This is a genomic window from Vibrio chagasii (assembly GCA_041879415.1).
Lineage (GTDB): Bacteria > Pseudomonadota > Gammaproteobacteria > Enterobacterales > Vibrionaceae > Vibrio.
Genome location: CP090852.1, coordinates 732,520 through 749,913 on the forward strand (window position 1 = coordinate 732,520; position 17,394 = coordinate 749,913).

General features: G+C 44.0%; 15 protein-coding genes. 9 read left to right on the forward strand and 6 right to left on the reverse strand.

The window, feature by feature from the left end; translation table 11 throughout:
* Positions 1 to 38 precede the first annotated feature (38 nt).
* Complete coding sequence (locus L0991_17185; protein ID XGB65261.1) at positions 39 to 1,058, reverse strand: succinylglutamate desuccinylase/aspartoacylase family protein; 1,020 nt, start codon at positions 1,056 to 1,058, stop codon at positions 39 to 41.
* Between the two features lie 376 nt (positions 1,059 to 1,434).
* Between L0991_17185 and L0991_17190 the strand changes: the two genes are divergently transcribed.
* From L0991_17190 to L0991_17200, 3 genes are all read left to right on the forward strand, one after another.
* On the forward strand, positions 1,435 to 2,427 hold the full coding sequence (locus L0991_17190; protein XGB65262.1) for a porin: 993 nt from the start codon (positions 1,435 to 1,437) through the stop codon (positions 2,425 to 2,427).
* Positions 2,428 to 2,582: 155 nt separating this feature from the next.
* Positions 2,583 to 3,473, forward strand: a complete 891-nt coding sequence (locus tag L0991_17195; GenBank protein XGB65263.1) for a DMT family transporter — start codon at positions 2,583 to 2,585, stop codon at positions 3,471 to 3,473.
* 69 nt (positions 3,474 to 3,542) lie between these two features.
* Positions 3,543 to 4,160, forward strand: coding sequence for a glutaredoxin (locus L0991_17200; GenBank protein XGB65264.1), 618 nt, complete (start codon positions 3,543 to 3,545; stop codon positions 4,158 to 4,160).
* 520 nt (positions 4,161 to 4,680) lie between these two features.
* Here L0991_17200 and L0991_17205 read toward each other — a convergent pair.
* The gene (locus tag L0991_17205; GenBank protein ID XGB65265.1) at positions 4,681 to 5,031 is read right to left on the reverse strand and encodes a hypothetical protein; all 351 of its coding nucleotides are present in this window, start codon (positions 5,029 to 5,031) and stop codon (positions 4,681 to 4,683) included.
* Between the two features lie 97 nt (positions 5,032 to 5,128).
* Positions 5,129 to 6,334 (reverse strand): multidrug effflux MFS transporter, encoded by a 1,206-nt coding sequence (locus L0991_17210; GenBank protein XGB65266.1) that lies wholly within the window; start codon positions 6,332 to 6,334, stop codon positions 5,129 to 5,131.
* Positions 6,335 to 6,441: 107 nt separating this feature from the next.
* Between L0991_17210 and L0991_17215 the strand changes: the two genes are divergently transcribed.
* Positions 6,442 to 7,338: a LysR family transcriptional regulator gene (locus tag L0991_17215; GenBank protein ID XGB65267.1), complete on the forward strand. Its 897-nt coding sequence runs from the start codon at positions 6,442 to 6,444 to the stop codon at positions 7,336 to 7,338.
* Positions 7,339 to 7,443: 105 nt separating this feature from the next.
* Positions 7,444 to 9,288, forward strand: coding sequence for an EAL domain-containing protein (locus tag L0991_17220; GenBank protein ID XGB65268.1), 1,845 nt, complete (start codon positions 7,444 to 7,446; stop codon positions 9,286 to 9,288).
* Between the two features lie 123 nt (positions 9,289 to 9,411).
* On the opposite strand, the gene L0991_17225 is transcribed toward L0991_17220, so the two are convergent.
* The 3 genes from L0991_17225 to L0991_17235 form a co-directional block, all read right to left on the reverse strand.
* The gene (locus tag L0991_17225; protein XGB65269.1) at positions 9,412 to 10,704 is read right to left on the reverse strand and encodes a peptidoglycan DD-metalloendopeptidase family protein; all 1,293 of its coding nucleotides are present in this window, start codon (positions 10,702 to 10,704) and stop codon (positions 9,412 to 9,414) included.
* 344 nt (positions 10,705 to 11,048) lie between these two features.
* Positions 11,049 to 11,348, reverse strand: a complete 300-nt coding sequence (locus tag L0991_17230) for an isoamylase early set domain-containing protein (GenBank protein XGB65270.1) — start codon at positions 11,346 to 11,348, stop codon at positions 11,049 to 11,051.
* Between the two features lie 123 nt (positions 11,349 to 11,471).
* A complete protein-coding gene (locus L0991_17235) occupies positions 11,472 to 12,125 on the reverse strand; it encodes a hypothetical protein (protein XGB65271.1) in 654 nt (217 codons plus the stop codon).
* A 32-nt stretch (positions 12,126 to 12,157) separates the two neighbouring features.
* Between L0991_17235 and L0991_17240 the strand changes: the two genes are divergently transcribed.
* The 4 genes from L0991_17240 (at position 12,158) to L0991_17255 (ending at position 17,374) form a co-directional block, all read left to right on the forward strand.
* A complete protein-coding gene (locus tag L0991_17240) occupies positions 12,158 to 12,640 on the forward strand; it encodes a GFA family protein (protein XGB65272.1) in 483 nt (160 codons plus the stop codon).
* A 153-nt stretch (positions 12,641 to 12,793) separates the two neighbouring features.
* Positions 12,794 to 13,468, forward strand: coding sequence for a DUF1275 domain-containing protein (locus L0991_17245; GenBank protein XGB65273.1), 675 nt, complete (start codon positions 12,794 to 12,796; stop codon positions 13,466 to 13,468).
* Positions 13,469 to 13,696: 228 nt separating this feature from the next.
* On the forward strand, positions 13,697 to 15,067 hold the full coding sequence (locus tag L0991_17250; protein ID XGB65274.1) for a YjiH family protein: 1,371 nt from the start codon (positions 13,697 to 13,699) through the stop codon (positions 15,065 to 15,067).
* A 435-nt stretch (positions 15,068 to 15,502) separates the two neighbouring features.
* On the forward strand, positions 15,503 to 17,374 hold the full coding sequence (locus L0991_17255) for a methyl-accepting chemotaxis protein (GenBank protein ID XGB65275.1): 1,872 nt from the start codon (positions 15,503 to 15,505) through the stop codon (positions 17,372 to 17,374).
* The last annotated feature ends 20 nt before the right edge of the window (positions 17,375 to 17,394 follow it).

Genomic DNA, 17,394 nt, shown 5'->3' on the forward strand with positions numbered 1-17,394 from the left:
TGATAGAGCAAGTGCCTAAAGGTGAAACTCGATAGCACTTAACTCAATAAACGACAGACAAGCGCACCAGGCTCTCTCAACGCATCCACGTTGTAACTGAGAACGCGCCCCGCCGAAGGCGCATGATAGCGGCGGCACTCATTGCCAAACGCATCATATTGAACAGCCAACAAATCTTCCTTTTCTACACTTTGTAGAAGTTCAACTTTGGGAAGGACAAATCCGCCAATATCAGCACGAATCGACACCACGTTGTTGCCTTCAACCCAATCCATTCCAGGTAATTGCTTATTTGCGAGGTCAGATGCTTGAGCAGATTCAAACATGTCATAGTAAGACAGCATATTAAAAACGCCGTTTACAGCTCTTTGAATCATATCGGGCTGAGTGAATTTCCCCATCCCTACTTCGACTGTAATACTTGGGATTCCACTTCGATTCCAAACCGTTTCAAGAATACCTGGATCGCCGGGATCATTGAGCACGCAGTCCGGTCGCATAAGTCTTGCCATTTCTAAACATTGATCAATTCTGTAATCCGCGAATACATATAGCGGGTATACCGCACCACGAGTTTGAGTATGTAAGTCGACGGCAAAAGTAGCATTGTGCTTGAGTAAGCGCTCCCATAAAGAAGCAACAAAGCGCTCGGCTGCTAAGCCATGCGGGTCTCCGGGGAAAAGTCGATTGAGGTTCGCAGGGCAAGAACCCGGGTCGGAAGAGATAAAGTCTCGGCTATGGTTTAGTAAACCTGACAAATTCACCGTTGGTACAACAGTCACAGTTCCTTTTAGCTCTTTACCCACTAAATCTCGAATAATTTGCTGTGCAGCTAACACGCCATTGAGCTCGTCGCCGTGGATACCAGCGGTGATCATCAACTTAGGTCCATCTTGGCTACCTTTAAAAACAGAGACAGGCATATTTTTTGGTTGTCCTAACCCATCACTGGTGACTTGAAACCAAAACTGATGCTCTCCAATCGGCAAGTCTTCAACATTCAAAGAGCCAATAACCTGCCTACCTTGTAAAACATCCCCTAAGTACTCTGTTCTCATCCAACTTCTCCATGCTTTTGAACAAAATCTATTCTGTTGCCAGTTTTTGCATCATAGAGGATATCGTAATCAGTACAAGCAGTTAATCAGCCCAAGAGACGCTACTCGATTGCTCTCTCTTCCCACTTCCTCAATTTATCTTTCAGATTGAGACCAACCCGGTGACTACTCTCCAAATACTTCATTTGGATAACTATTCACTAATTACTCAACCAATTGAAATAAAAGTGCAATAAAATCAACACTTAAAAAATTTCCCTATTCACTGAAATGTAATTTTATAGAAATGAAAGCTTAATTTAGCTGCTCTAAATTAGCTTCATATCGAAACGGAGAGCACTTCGCTCACGGATTTTAAAATACAAGGTAAGTGATTATGAAAAAGGCAGTTCTAGCTTCTGCAGTGGTAGCAGCACTAGTTTCAGGTTCATCTCTAGCAGCAACAGTTTACAGCTCTGACGGTACTGAGCTTAAGATTGGTGGTCGTGCGGAATTCCGTGGTGACTTCATTGGTTCTGGTGGTGCTGAAGTTGAAGGTACAATGGAAGATAAGACTCGTTTCCGTTTAAACCTTGGCGGTAAAACAGAACTTACCGATACGGTTACTGCATTCGGTTTCTACGAAGCAGAGCAAAGCACTGGTGATAGCGAGTTTGATAACCGTTACATGTACGCTGGTGTAGATTTCGATGGACAAGCAGTCTCAGTAGGCCGCCAAGACATGGCTTCAGTCATCGTATCTGACTTTACAGATATCACTGAGTTCTCAGGTGTTCAGCAAGTAATCGATGCAGCTTCAGATAAAGAAGATAGCGTATTTGCATACCGCGGTGGCTTTGATGCACTTCAGTTAGAAGCAACTTACCAAGCAAACAGTGAAAAAGACTCTGATGGCTACGGCATCTCTGGTGTTTATTCATTGCCAATCGGTCTAGACCTTGGTCTTGCATACTCTGGTCAGGATCTAGGAGCAGGTAAAGGAAGCGCAAACCAAATCCTTGCTGGCCTAGCATATTCACTAGATAACCTTTACCTAGCAGCAACTTACTCAACGGGTGACTTAAACGATAAAGCCGTTGGCCCTATCGCTGAGTCATTCACTGCAATGGAATTCGCAGCACAATATAAAATCACTAAGCAGTTTTCTGCTGCAGCAGTATACACATATCAAGAAGATGAAGCGGCAAACGGTTCTACGGCCGACTCTGTTGATGGTATCGAGCTTGTTGGCTACTACAAACTAAACAGCAACTTCCGTACATACCTTTCTTACTACATCAATGGCTTAGATGAAGTGAAAGACGTAACTACAGGACTAACAACTGAAGGTGAAGATACGCTTCGCCTAGGTGTTCGCTACGACTTCTAATCTAAATTTACTTTAGGTAGACACTAAAAAGGTTGGGCAATTGCTCAACCTTTTTTCATATTCGAATATTCTGACCAACTTCATCGATGCTTTTTCTGGTTAAGTGGTGCTAAATCCGTATCATAGGCAAACCACATCAAATAATTAGAAACATCATGTCACAACACCATCCGATCCAAGGCGCTAGCTGGATGCTTACTGCAGGCTTAGCCTTTGCCGTAATTAACAGCCTGACTCAAATTGCTAGCATTCATTTCGGACTGACTTCTACTACCGTTGCCGTCATTCAATACGCCATCGCTTTATTAGCCATTCTTCCCTACTTGAAAACACTAGGCATTCGCCGTGCACTCCAAACCGACAATCTCAAACTGCACGTGTTTCGTGTCTTTTTGTCGGTTATTGGTATCCAGCTTTGGATATGGGCGCTCGCTTACCCTGTGCCAATTTGGCAAGGTATCGCACTGCTGATGACCTCTCCGCTGTTTGCGACGATAGGCTCGGGACTGTTCTTAAAAGAAAAAGTTGGTGCTGCACGCTGGGGAGCAACATTAGCAGGCTTCATTGGTGCAATGATCATTCTAGAGCCATGGGCCGAAGACTTTAGTTGGGCAACCTTATTGCCTGTCGGCGCTGCATTCTTCTGGGCCTGCTACTCGCTGATGGTGAAGAAACTGTCATCGCAAGATAGCCCATCAACCATGGTGGTTTATCTACTGCTGTTGATTACACCGTTCAACATCATGTTGGCCGTGCCAGACTGGCAAACTCCAAGTGGCAGTACCCTTTGGGGTATCCTGGCTGTCATTGGTGTGTTAACCGCCCTCGCACAATGGGCCATTGTAAAAGCCTACTCAGTGGCTGATGCATCCTTTGTCCAACCGTTTGACCATGCAAAATTGCCTCTAAATGTACTGGCTGGATGGCTGGTATTCAGTTGGGTGCCGCCCGGTCGTCTATGGTTAGGTGCGGCAATCATTATTGCCTCTGTCGCCTTCATCACTCACTGGGAAACAAAAAAACCAGCTAAAACGAAGAAAATTTAGAAGGTTTGAAATAAATAGTTCTGCTGTCCGTTCTATATTGATAAGAGAATTTGAAGCGAGGTCGTAACCATGAAGAAACCAATCAAGATTACACTGTACCGTTGGGCAGGCAGCTGGGGTCCATTTAAAGTAAACATCCCATGTGGAGAATGTACCCTTACCAAAGACATTCTGAAGGACACCTTTGAGAATGAACTGGCAGATGTCGATGTCGAACTAGAAGTGAAAGATTGGTTGTCTCACTGGTGGGAGCCTTTAAAACTCGGTGCATGGCACGCCCCTATCTTAGTTGTGGAAGGTAAGGTAGTAAGCCAAGGTGAAGCGCTTAACCGTGGTGTGCTCGTACAATCGGTAATCCAAGAGTGGACGAAACGAGATAGCCTAAAAGGCAATATTGTTTACGGCAAAGCAACCTGCCCATACTGCGTAAAAGCAAAGAAAATGTTGGATGAAGCGGGTGTCGAGTATACTTACCATGACGTGGTTAAAGACAGTGCAGCTCTATATCGAATGATTCCTGAGGTGAAAGCACACATCGGTCAAAAAACGCCAGTAACCGTGCCTCAGATTTGGCTTGATGGTAAGTACATCGGCGGGGCTGATAACTTGGAAGCTTGGATGAAGGAAAACGGTTTAGACAGCATTCCAAATAACGTCGTCGACCTATCTAACCAATCAACTGGCTAATCTTCCTTAAAGAATTTCAGCCACCCATTAATGTTTTTTGTGTCCATCCACAATAGAACAAAGCGGTAAAATCACCTATCGCGCATACGAAAAAGGCCTTAAACTTCAAAGAGTTTAAGGCCTTTTAAAATTCCGTTTTGGAAAATGGTTATTTAGCCATTTTCTTCATCATTCTCTTGATGAAAGATGCTTTTTTCGGCTTTGACTTGCCGTACATTGCTTCATGCATCATGTTTTTTGCTGCCATTTGACCAAGGTATGCGTGGCCTAGTTCGTAGTTCATGCTTATCTCCGCACATAATCAACTTTCTTGTGCGCGGATTCTACACTGAAAATGCCTAAAAACAAGATCTAAATCACACTTTACTGCAAGTCACCTATTCTTATTACAACACACCTTTTTAAGCGTAAGAGCGGCTTGAGATATTCACAAAAAAAGCAGCTCAAGTGAGCTGCTCTTTATGAATGTTTTGCTTAACAACAGCCGTGTCAAACTATAGCTGTTAGCGACAACGAACGCTTAGCTACGCTTTGGCTGACGGTAAGTTTTACCAGCAATCTGGTAAGTCTCTTTTTGCTTTAGTTCGAACATTGTTTCAAAGAACCAAGCGGCAAATTTGATCAAGTCATCGCCTTCATTCATCACATGCTCGATGTACTCTTGCTCTTCACCCTGTTCGTTTTCTTGAAGTGTCACGTGGTAAATACGCTTTTCACCTTCAACTTCAGCTAGCGCAAATTGACCAGTCAGTGATGCGGCAGCCTCAGCGACTTCAGTATCTTCATTGGATTTCAATAGCTCAAGTGCCTGTGGTAGGCCATCTAGTGCACAGATAGCTTTTACCAGTACTTCAAATTCATTTTGCTGCATGTTTTATTACCTATTAAATGGACGCCGATATTGTAGAAAACCATCTATCCAAATACAACGTCTTAAAGGCCGCATACACAAACATCAGCACAACAAGCTAACCATATTCGACTTCTGTATCGCCAAGCTTCTTTTTCATTCGTGTTGAGGACCACAGCACCGAGCCCATAGCCGCACCAATCACTAAATAGAACACGCCGAGCTGCAGATGATTCGTCACCCAGCTCTCTACCAAATAACCGCCTAATAAACCTGCTAAACACATTTGAATCGAGCCAGATAATGCAGATACCGCCCCCGCTTGTTTCTTATGTGGTTCCAACAACATGCTAATAGAGAGAGGGAATGAGATGCCCTGTGCAATGGTCAGCCAAGTAAACGCCCATACTAAGTTAAAGATGGTTAATTCATGTGTCAGCAACCAAACTCCAGACGCTAAGATAATCAAGATCGCAAAGCTCATTAATTGAGGTGTACTAAAACGACGATTCAGAACATTCAATGCCACACTGCCAATCAGCAAGCCCGCCGAAGGCACAATCATTAATGACCCATATTCCGCAGCTGTCAGCCCCAATTGCTCCTGCATTAAGAATGGGAACAAAGATAACGACACCAAACTTGCCATGTAGCTCATCCAGTTGTAACTGGCACTACTCAACACTTGTCGATTCGTTATCAAACTTCCGTAGTTCTTGACGACTTGGCTTACCTGAAAACGACTCTTGCTATAGGGGAGCGTCTCGTGAAGAACAAAATAGCCCAGAGTGAATATCGCGAGTAGATAGAGCAAAACAAACAGGAACACCGCTTCCCAACCAAGGTGGAATGAAATCCATCCACCAAATACAGGGGCGATGATCGGCATGATCGAAGCGGTAATTGAAATATAAGACAACGCTTTAGTAAGTTGTGCGCCATCATAACTATCGCGAAGCACGCTACGCCCGAGCACCGAAGCACTACCCGCCCCTAAGCCTTGTAATAAGCGACCTACTTCTAACGCTGTCATGTTGTCAGAAAAGACGACACAAACAACAGTACCAATCAAATAAACACCCTGACCTAACAAGAAGATAGGTCTTCGTCCAACTGCATCTGACATCGGTCCGTAAAATAGTTGAGATAAGCCAAAGCCCACTAAAAATAGTGTGACGAGCAGCTGTACATCAACTTGAGTGACACTTAAGTCAGCAGCAATCAGCGGCAGTGATGGCAGGTAAATACTGACACCCACTTGCCCAGTAGCAATGATCATCATCGCCAACAGTAATGGTGTTTTTTTAAAGGTCGATTGGCTCAAAAAATTTCCTTTTCGTTTGTTATTTGTTCAAAGATGAGTTTACATTCAGAGCCAGCAATTGATAATTAACCAAATTGGAATTTGATTAAGTCCCAACAGGAAAGAATATGGATTGGATACTTAACGTAAAAAGTTATGTAAAAGTGGTGGAAGAAGGCAGTTTTAATGGTGCAGCCCGTAAGCTTAATACCACCAGCTCGGCGATCAGTAAGCGGGTAAGCTGGCTTGAAGAGCGTATCGGGACTCAGCTACTTAAGCGTACGACTCGCTCGATTAGCCAAACCGAAGCAGGCGCACTCTTTTACCAACGAGCCAAAGATCAGCTCGATAACTGGCAGTCGATCATTGATGAGACTCGCTCGGTTAACCAAACTCCGGCAGGCCTGTTAAAAATTGGGGCAACCATAGCGGTTGGGTCTAAATTTCTGGTCCAACACATGGACGATTTCTTAGAAAAGTATCCAGACATAAAAGTACAACTGATTACCACCACGTCAGGGCAGCTGCCTGAACTTGGCTTAGATCTAGTGATAAGTCGCGAACTCGAGCAACTCAACTCGTTAAGCTTTAAAAAAACACCTTTGTTTGAGCACAAAGCGGGATTCTATGCTGCTCCAAGCTACTTGGCGAAACATGGCTACCCAAGCTGCGAGCAAGATTTAGAGCAACACAATTCACTGATTTGGGGTGAACGCCCTACTCGTGAGGTTACGTTAACGAAAGGACAACGAATCACATTGAATGGAAACTTTGCGACAACCAATCCTGAGGCTCTATTTCACGCGGCCAAGCGAGGCATGGGCGTGTTATTGACCATCAAAGCCATGATCAAAGAAGATCTAAAACAAGGGACATTAGTTCCAGTATTGCCAAATATCACCGCTGATGAGGTGATGGTTTACGCTTACTACCCTAAGCTTGATTACTCACATACACGAACCAAACTGTTTCTGGATCACCTCAAAGATAGGCTCGACAAAGAACGTAGCACTCAGGTTTTGTGAAACTAGTCACAAATAAATTTGAAAAAATATGCATAGAGGACAATAATAAACAAGACGCATATCACAATTATACGCGGTGATTCTGGTTAACTATGGATGGTGACTATGACTCAACATACACAGAACGGCATAATAAACACAGAGCGCATAGGTCGCTTATTGAAGTTGGAAGGTGTCGACCTTCTTGAGTCTGCTGTGCTCACCTTACATCAAACCTTTGATACGCAGTACACCAGCATCATTGAGAAGAAGTACTTTCCAGACCAAATTGTTCCTCTCGTTATCGCGCACTCTGATCATGTTTTACACGATAAGATAAACGCACGTCACGGGCATATCTACCAGCAGGCCGTTAATCAAAAACACCCGGACTGCTCGTTTGCTCAATATGTCGTTCAATCTCTACCGACATCGGCCTTTCGACAAGAGATCACTTCACAGAACTCTATCGCGATCCCAACTCGCACTCAGAGTGGCGAAGTGATGGGCGTACTATTTTCAACTTTCACGTCACCGCTTAGCCCAACTCAGCAACAAGAGGTCATCAAACATCATCAGCTGTTCGCCGATATCATTATCCATACACTAAGGGAGATGTGGTTCAACGACCGTTCTGAGCAACTGGTGAATCAACTTAGCTATGAAGTCTCGCACGACAGCCTAACAGGCTTACTCAACCGTAGCTGCTTGTCAGATACCCTAGAGTCAATCACTCAGCAAAGCGTGACACCCTTCTCTGTCGCCTTACTCGATATCAACAGCTTTAAAGCGATCAACGACCAACACGGCAATTATATTGGTGACAAAGTGCTACAGTTCGTCGCTGAGACGTTACGCCGCACCTTACCCGAAAACAACCTTACATTCCGTACCGCGGGCAACGAATTTGCTTTCATCACCTACCACTCAGACCCAATCGCCATTTGTGAGCAAATACTAGCGAAGATCAAACAAGGCTACTCAAGCGTCGACATCAAGATCGATTTTGAGGTCAGTATTGGTATTGCTCGCTCAGAAGGAGACAACAAGGATGTCGAGCAGATCATCTTCAACACCAGCTTGGCATTAAAAGAGTGTAAACAAAGCCCCGATACCCACATTCAATGTTATGACACCCACCTAAGATTTCGCTACCAAAGAAAGGCAGAGCTCATTGCCGCACTGCGAAGTGAACTTGAAAACCCTATTTCCAATAACCTAACGCCAGATGGCAATGGCATGTACGTGGTTGCCCAGCCTATCGTTGGCCAGGGGGAAAAACGTTGGGAATACTTTGAGGTGCTGACACGCTGGAAAACCGCGCAACATGGTGATATCTCTCCAGTGGAGTTTATTCAAGTCGCAGAAGAGTCTGGATTGATTGTTGAACTGGGTGAACGCATCATCGAATTAGTATGCCGTGCAAAGAAAACGTTAGAACAAGGGCTAGGCTATAAAATCAAGCTCGGAATAAACTGCTCTGCCCACGAGCTTAACGACTCTAAGCGTTATATCTCTTACCTTACTCGAACCATTGAGCAACATCACTTTACAGCAAACGAGTTTGTTATCGAGCTAACCGAGACCGTGCTGCTATCACCGACCCAAGAAACGAAAGCCGCACTTAACTACCTCAGAGAGCAGGGTTTTACTATCGCCTTGGACGATTTCGGTACTGGCTACTCCAGCCTGAACTACATTCACAGCTATCCGATCGACTGCATTAAAATTGATGCTACGTTCATTCGCAACTTGCTAACCAACTCCACCTCAGAGAGCGTCGTTTGGTTGATTGTCCAACTGGCACATAGACTCGATGTGTCACTAGTGGCTGAAGGCGTTGAGAAACGTGAACAGTTAGAAAAGTTACACGCAATGGGATGCGACAAGATCCAAGGATATCTCTACTCTCCACCAATGAGACCAGAAGCGATTGTCAGCTACGTGACACACTCTGAGCCTCTCGCTTGAGCATAACTAACGTAGAAAAAAGCCGCGATACATAGCCTTATAATTCAAAATTAGGCTCAATATCGCGGCTATTTCATTAGTGTGATCTTAAAGATCTTATTAATGGCGACTAAACGTCAATCATTAACTCTTGTTTGATTGCGCTTCTAGCTCTTTCTGTAGCAAGGCATCCGCTTCGTCTCTCGCCGCGATAAACGTTGATTTTTCCTTTTTCGGCACAGAGTCTGCCATTGGAATGTTCGCTTTCATCGCATCAACAGGACGACCACGTTCAATCAGTTCGTAATGTAGGTGTGCGCCAGTAACTCGACCCGTTTTCCCTGATAACCCGATACGTTGACCACGAGAAACCGTTTGTCCTTTACGAACCAGAATCTTGCTTAAGTGCAGGTAGCGCGTTTTATACGTACTACCGTGTTGAATCACTACGTAGTTACCTGCATAAGGGTGTTTACGTGTCATGATCACTTTGCCGTCACCCGTTGCCTGAACTGGCGTACCAATCGGCGTTGCGAAGTCAGTACCGTTGTGCGGTGAAACTCGACCTGTCACTGGGTGCAAACGCTTAGGGTTAAATTGAGAGCTTTGACGCCAGCCGCTGCTTACCGGATAACGCTGGAAAGCACGTTGCAAGCTATCGCCATTTGCATCGTAGTACTGTCCATCAGTATGCAGATACGCAGAGACAACGCGGTTCTTGTTGATGATCTTAATCGCTTCAATTTCGCGCTTGCCAGTGGCAACACCATCGACAAACTGTGCTTTCTGCAGCACTTCAAACTTATCGCCGGCACGTAGATCACGGCTAAAGTTCAACTTGTCTTTTAATAAGGTAACAACGTGGTCGATCTCAAGGCCATTTAGACCCAGTTTATTTGCTGATACAGAGAAACTACCTTGAATGTCCCCCACTAAAGGTTTTTGTTTCCACTCACCTGGAATAGAGATGTCTTCGAACTCATAAGAGCCGTCTTCAAGTAGTCGGTAAACCACTTTGTCAGCAACGCTGAATTGAAGTTCCATTTTGGATAGATCACCTGTCGCCTCATCACGCCAAAAACGGAGCGTGTTACCAGGGCGGAGCGTATCAAGTGCAAGGAAGTTTAAGTCGGTTTCCATCACACTCATCATCGATTTATAAGAGAAACCAAGTTGAGTGAAGATGCTACTTAGATTGTCACCCGATTGAATTTGATACTCAAACGTTGGCGGTTCAATAACCACGACAGAAGAAGGTGACAAAATAGACTCAATCACGGTTGAGTCAGGTAAGTTCAAATCGATCGTTTTCGTCAGATTCGATTGAGACGATTGCAGAGCAACGCCGAGTGCGGCAACAAGTGGCAGTCCTAAAATCGCTACTTTTTTTACAGGTGAAAGCTCAGCAAACGGAGAGGAAAATATTTTTGAATACACGGTAAACAGGTCTTTCTACGACATAAAGGTATAGGATATGCTTTTCAAACGCATAAATCATCAACGCATTGTCATAATATGACGCGAATCTTACTGGATATCGCTAAGTCATTGAGTTGCCGAGGCTGAAACAAGGCACTCCATCGAATAAAATTAACCGCTAAATTTGAAAATAAAAAAGCAGAAACGGCTAGTCTCTGCTTTATATTGATTTACGTTATTCCGTTTCGATTAATTAATAAGCGAAGCGAATTAGTGAGTAATTTCATCAAGCCTCGGAGTGGGCTTGGAGTAACTCAACCAACTCACGTTTGGAAAAAAGTGCTTAGTTTCTTGAGCAGCGATTAAGCGCTTACCGTTGATACCAAGCAGTTATCTTCACCAAACTCATTAGGGATGTAACGATCGGCATTAGCATCGTTTACCCATTGCTGATCGTCAACAAGGTAACGGAATTGAAACTCACCATCTTTAGGCAGGCGAGTTTTAAACTTATATACTTTCCCTTTTGCCAACTTTTTCATTGGCGTCGCTTTCCAATCAAGGAAATCAGCAACGATAGACACAGAATTCGCTTCTTGAGCTTCTAGCTCAAAAGTCACTTCAACTTCATCTTTCGTTTTAAAAAAACGTTTATTAATCATTAGCAAGCTCCATTTGTAAAGTAAGCAGACACAAGGCTACGAGTGTCTAAATTTCATTCATCTACGTAAGATAATATGTAATTTGGCTCACATAAACAACAGATCCTTACACTAACAAAAACGTTATTGCTTACCAATTGATTGCGTATCAAAAGAAAAGCTCATTAACACCTTTTCAGAAGGTGCTTCTGCAAATGATTGTTCCGCAGAATGCTGAGTAAAGCCGATAAAACCTTCCCCACTTTGTTTGTCTTTTGATTGAGTGCCCTCCTGTTTAGCGACCTCTAAGGTTTGGATCTGAACACGATCACCGAGGAAGAGTTGATCCACTAGCACCACACGGCTGCGCTGTTGGTCATGCTTGAACAAGCCTAGATAATAAAAGACACCGCTACCTTGGTTAGACACCGACATTGGCGCGACATAAAAGTGAGTTTCTCCCAATTTGACAGCGAACAGCTTTTGAGTATCAACGGTTACCACTCCGCGCTCCACGCCTGAATCGTAACGTCCAGAAGCCAGCGATTGCGGCTCATCTACTTCATTAATAAAAGCGTAAGCATTCGTTTCAGGTACTTTGATTGTCCATGGGTTAGTTGTCTTCAAGTCAAACACAGTTTCCACAACCGAGTCGTAACTGACCTGAGAAGAAGGGAACTTCGCCAAGATTTCTTCATCACTTAAGCTGAAGCGGTAAACCCCCGCTGCGATGACAACCACCAACATCACAATGGGAATGAGTAAAATCAGGGGAATCGGTAAGATTTTCTTTTTCATGAGCCATTTTATTCTTTTGTTTTCATCCTGTTGTGCAGACCATAAAGGGCTTTAGTATAATTATCAATACAGGGCTAATCAGAACTGGAGCACGGATGGATATCAATCATAGTAAAGATAAAAATATCAGAAGTTGCGAATGTCGCTGCGGTGCAGTCAATCTCGTGTGTAGAGGGGAGCCTCAACGAACCTCTGTCTGCCATTGCTATGAATGCCAAAAACGCACCGGCAGTGTGTTTGGTGTACAAGCTCGATTCCTAACGGAACAAATTTCTCTGAGTGGAGAGGTAACCTCATTTTCGCGCATTAGCGATACAGGCAATGAAGTCACTTATCAATTCTGCCCAAAGTGTGGCACCACCATGCTGCTACAATCCGTCGCAGCCTCGGATTTTTGCATCATCCCGCTTGGGTTGTTTAAAGAACAAGATTTCCCGCTTCCGAGCTTTTCAGTCTACGAAGAGCGCAAACATGGTTGGGTCAAATTTGACCATCAAATGAGTCACTATAATTAGTGTCCTCGATCCCCCCCAAGTATTGTGACAATGCTTGTCGGAAAACAAACTGCAATACTGTTGCCTAAGATCAATTATCGATGCTCTACAACGCTAGCGAAACTTTTTGCTAGCGTTATAATCTGCCCCTCTTTTTAACCCAGGGTGAACCACATGATTTCTAAGCTACCTCGCTGGGTTGAATACGGCGCTCTCCTGCTAGCAGGCCTTGCTGGCAGCGTAAATGCTATTGGTCTACTTGGTTTCCAACACCAGGCGATCTCACACATTTCAGGCACTGTCTCTTTGCTAGGGAGTAGCTTACTTACGCCTACCTCCGCTTCTTTGCACCTACTACTCGTTATCATGAGCTTTATGTTGGGCGCGGCTTTTAGTGGTTTTTTCATCGAAAACCAAGCACTGAAGCTAGGGCGCCGATACGGCGTTGCTCTTTGTATAGAAGGTGGGTTGCTGTTCCTAGCACTTTGGGCACTTCTACAAGGTTACACCTCAGGCCAATATTTTGCTTCGGCAGCTTGTGGCTTGCAGAACGCAATGATCACCACCTACAGCGGCGCCATTATCCGTACCACTCACATGAGTGGCATCATCACGGATCTAGGAATCATGATTGGTGCACGCCTAAAAGGTACCCCCTTTGATCGCCGAAAAGCAAAGTTGCTCATGTTCATTGTCGTAGGCTTTCTATTTGGTGGCTTAACGGGCGCATGCTTGTTCCAACGTTTTGAGATTTTGGCTCTCGCTTTCCCTGCCTCTTTCGCCTTTATTATTGCGTTTAGCTACTGGCTCTATTTGACGTATCGAACAGACACTCCAGCCAATTTATAAAAAACTGGCAATATATCCTCAAATTACGTAACATCCGCAACACTTTATTCTAAACTCTTAATACATAGCAGAATAACTCGCATGAATATTTAGCGATATTTGATGAATAGTATTGCAAGCGATATTAATACTGGGTAATCTTGCATCCAATAAGAAAACACGGACGTTTAGTGAATAAAAATGCCAAGGAAATGGCTTTTTTACGTGTAGAAATTCGAGAACAATAACATGTCTAACAACACGAATACTGCTCAACCAGAGAAATCTAAAGGCAGTTTCTGGGTTTTCCTAATCCCATCATTGATTGGTTTATTCCTTTTCATGGCTCCAATTAGCTACCAAGGCGATCTCACCATCCCTGTTGCTATCCTAGCCAAGTCAATTCAAGCGGTTTTCGGTGAATATCTAGTCTCTATCATCACTGCGATCGTCGCTTTCATGTCTGTAGCTTCAGTTTTAAGCACCATTTTCAAGCCTACATTCATTACATCGAATTCATTTTTAAACGGCCTTTTCAACCCTTCTCCATTGTGGTTGGCAGTTCGTCTAATTGGTGGTGCAGCTGCATTCATGGCGTTCTTCCAAGTTGGCCCTGAGTTTATCTGGGAAGAGAACACCGGCGGCTTAGTTCTAGAAGGTCTACTTCCAACACTATTCTCAGTGTTCATTTTTGCAGGTCTTTTACTGCCTCTTCTACTTAACTTTGGTTTGCTAGAACTGTTTGGCACGCTATTAAGTAAAGTTATGCGCCCTATCTTCAACCTACCTGGTCGTAGTGCTATCGACTGCATGGCTTCTTGGTTGGGTGATGGCAGCGTTGGTATCCTACTGACAAGCAAACAGTACGAGAAGAAATTCTACACTCAGCGTGAAGCTGCGGTTGTGGGTACTACTTTCTCAGCAGTATCTATCACGTTCAGCCTTGTGGTTATTGCTCAAGTAGAGCTAGAGCACCTGTTCTTACCTTTCTACGCAGCAATCTGTCTAGCGGGTATTGTTGCAGCGGTAATCATTCCTCGCCTGCCACCTTTGAGCATGAAAAAAGACACTTTCATTGATGGCAGCAAGCCAGAGAAAGATGCAGATGCAATCCCTGCTGGTCACTCAACGTTCTCTTGGGGCCTTGAGCTAGCAGTAAACAAAGCATCACAAGTCAAATCAGTTAAGTCTGTATTTGGCGAAGGTGTTCGTAACGCGGTGGACATGGTATTTGGTGTACTACCTGTAGTTATGGGTCTTGGTACAATGGCGTTGGTCATTGCAGAGTACACTTCTGTGTTCTCATTCCTAGGTCAACCTTTCATTCCGTTCCTTGAGCTATTGGGCGTTCCTGAAGCGGTTGCGGCATCAGAAACCATCGTGGTTGGTTTTGCAGACATGTTCATCCCAGCGATCCTTGCAGCGTCTATTGATAACGAAATGACTCGCTTTGTGATTGCAGCAATGTCGGTAACTCAGTTGATTTACATGTCTGAAGTAGGTGCTCTACTTCTAGGCAGTAAGATTCCTGTAAATATCGCAGAACTATTTATTATCTTTATTCTGCGTACATTAATTACACTTCCAGTTATTGCAGGCGTTGCTCATCTAATATTCTAATTTAGATGCTGCTTATATAATTAAGTAAGCCGCTTAAATTATAAAGCCCCACTTTGTGGGGCTTTTTATTTGCACAAAATATGGACACCAGGTCACCTTATATTCAGATTCACAATTAATAGGCATATCAGTTAATTTCATATCTTTTCTCTAAGCTCCCTCCTCTATATAGAAAACAAAGCGCATAAAGGTAAAATTAATACATTTTTAATTTCATCTTAAAGTCCGAAACTTCTAATTCCTCAACTCATTGAAGCAGCTACTAAAAGTAACAAATATGTGATTTAGTGAATTTTGTATTGTTTAGGTTGTTGTATTTTTGTAGTCTGTTTTGTGAATTTACATTCAAGTAAATTTCAATCCTGTCGATATATATAAATACAAAAACACAATTAACTTTAGTCTTCGCAAAGCCTGTGAGAAGGGGAAAATTCAATGAAATTTAGCCATAAGGTGGTTGCTGCATCATCAGCCTTGCTGCTAGTGACAGTATCATTGCTTTCAATACAACAACTTTACACTGTGAGAAGTGCTGTACAGAACAACGTAAATGCGAGCCTAGAAGAGATGGTATCTGGTGTTAAGAACACCGTGGTATCAGAAATGAACGCTAAAAAAGCATTGGCGCAATCGACGACTGAAGTCATCGAAATTAATCCTCAAGATCGTAACTACGTTAAATCCATTCTTGAAAAGCCAAAGCTGAAAAACAGCTTCCTAGCCGTTGGTTTTGGTTATGAAGCAAACGGTTTCGTTATCGAGAATGATGACGGTTGGGAAGCAGGTCCAGATTACGACCCTCGAATTCGCCCTTGGTATATTGATGCTAAATCCAAAAACAGTTTAGTCGTCACCGCTCCTTATGTGGACGCATCAAGCAAGAAGGTGATCATCTCAGTTGGTACTCCAGTTAAAGACAACGGCCGCTTCACAGCAGGTATGTTCTACGATTTGGAATTAACCAACCTGGCAACATTGGTAAACCAAGTAAACTTATTTGATGCAGGCTACCTATTCCTTGTGACTGCTGATGGTACAACGATCGCTCACCCGAACGCGAAAAACAACGGTGAAATGCTTTCAAGCTACATGCCACAAGCAACCATTCGTGAGGGCTCTCAAGAGATCGAAGTTGACGGTAAGATGTTCCTAGTTAACTTCACTCATATCCCAAGTGAAGATTGGTACATTGGTGCCATCCTTGATGAAGAGATCGCGTACCAAACAGTCGAAGACTTGAAAAATAGCTCAATGATCTACTCTTTGATCGCTGTGATTCTTAGTATCGTTGCACTAACGGTTCTGATTCGTGTTCTAATGCGTCCACTGGATGCACTTAACCAAGCGATTCAAGACGTAGCGAGTGGTCAAGGTGACCTGACTAAGCGTCTAGATACCAACACAGACAAAGAGTTCTCTGACTTAGCAAAAGGCTTCAATACCTTTACTGAAAACCTACAAAATCAAATCATTCAATCGAAGGCGATTGGTGTGGAGATTAAACGTGGTACTGAAATCACAGTAAGAGGTGCTGGTGAGTCAGCAAGCGCTATGAACACGCAACTGCAAGAGCTAGAGCAGCTTGCGACCGCAATGAACGAGATGGCAGTAACCGCAACCGAAGTAGCAAATAATGCTCAAGGTGCAGCAGCTGCGGCTCGTGAAGCGGACGAGGCTACATTAGACGGCACATCGGTCGTAAGTGAAACTACACAAGCGATTGATAACCTATCTGAGCGTATCGACCAAGCCGTTGCTGAAGTACAAGTTCTAGAGTCCGCAACAGCGAATATCGAAACGATTCTTAAGGTAATTAACGATATCGCGGACCAAACCAACCTATTAGCACTAAACGCAGCGATCGAGGCAGCACGTGCGGGTGAATCTGGTCGTGGTTTTGCTGTCGTAGCAGATGAAGTTCGTACTCTGGCACAGCGTACTCAAGAGTCGACAACTGAAATCCGCAACATGATTGAACAACTTCAAGCCGGTGCAAGCTCAGTATCGAATGCGATGAACCAAAGTAAAGACACAGCTACTGACGCCGTTGAACGAGCGCAGCAAGCTAACTCTTCACTAGATCGCATCCGTGACGCCATTCAACGCATTTCTGATATGAACATTCAGATTGCATCAGCGGCAGAAGAGCAGAGCTTAGTGGCGGAAGAGATCAACAACAACACTGTTAAGATCAAAGACCTTTCAACACAGGTGTCTACTGCAGCTCAAGAAGCAAATGCGGCGATGCAAGTGCAAACCGACAACGTTCGCCAACAAGACGAACTGCTGAACAAGTTCACGGTTTAGTCACCTTTAGCTTTGAGCAG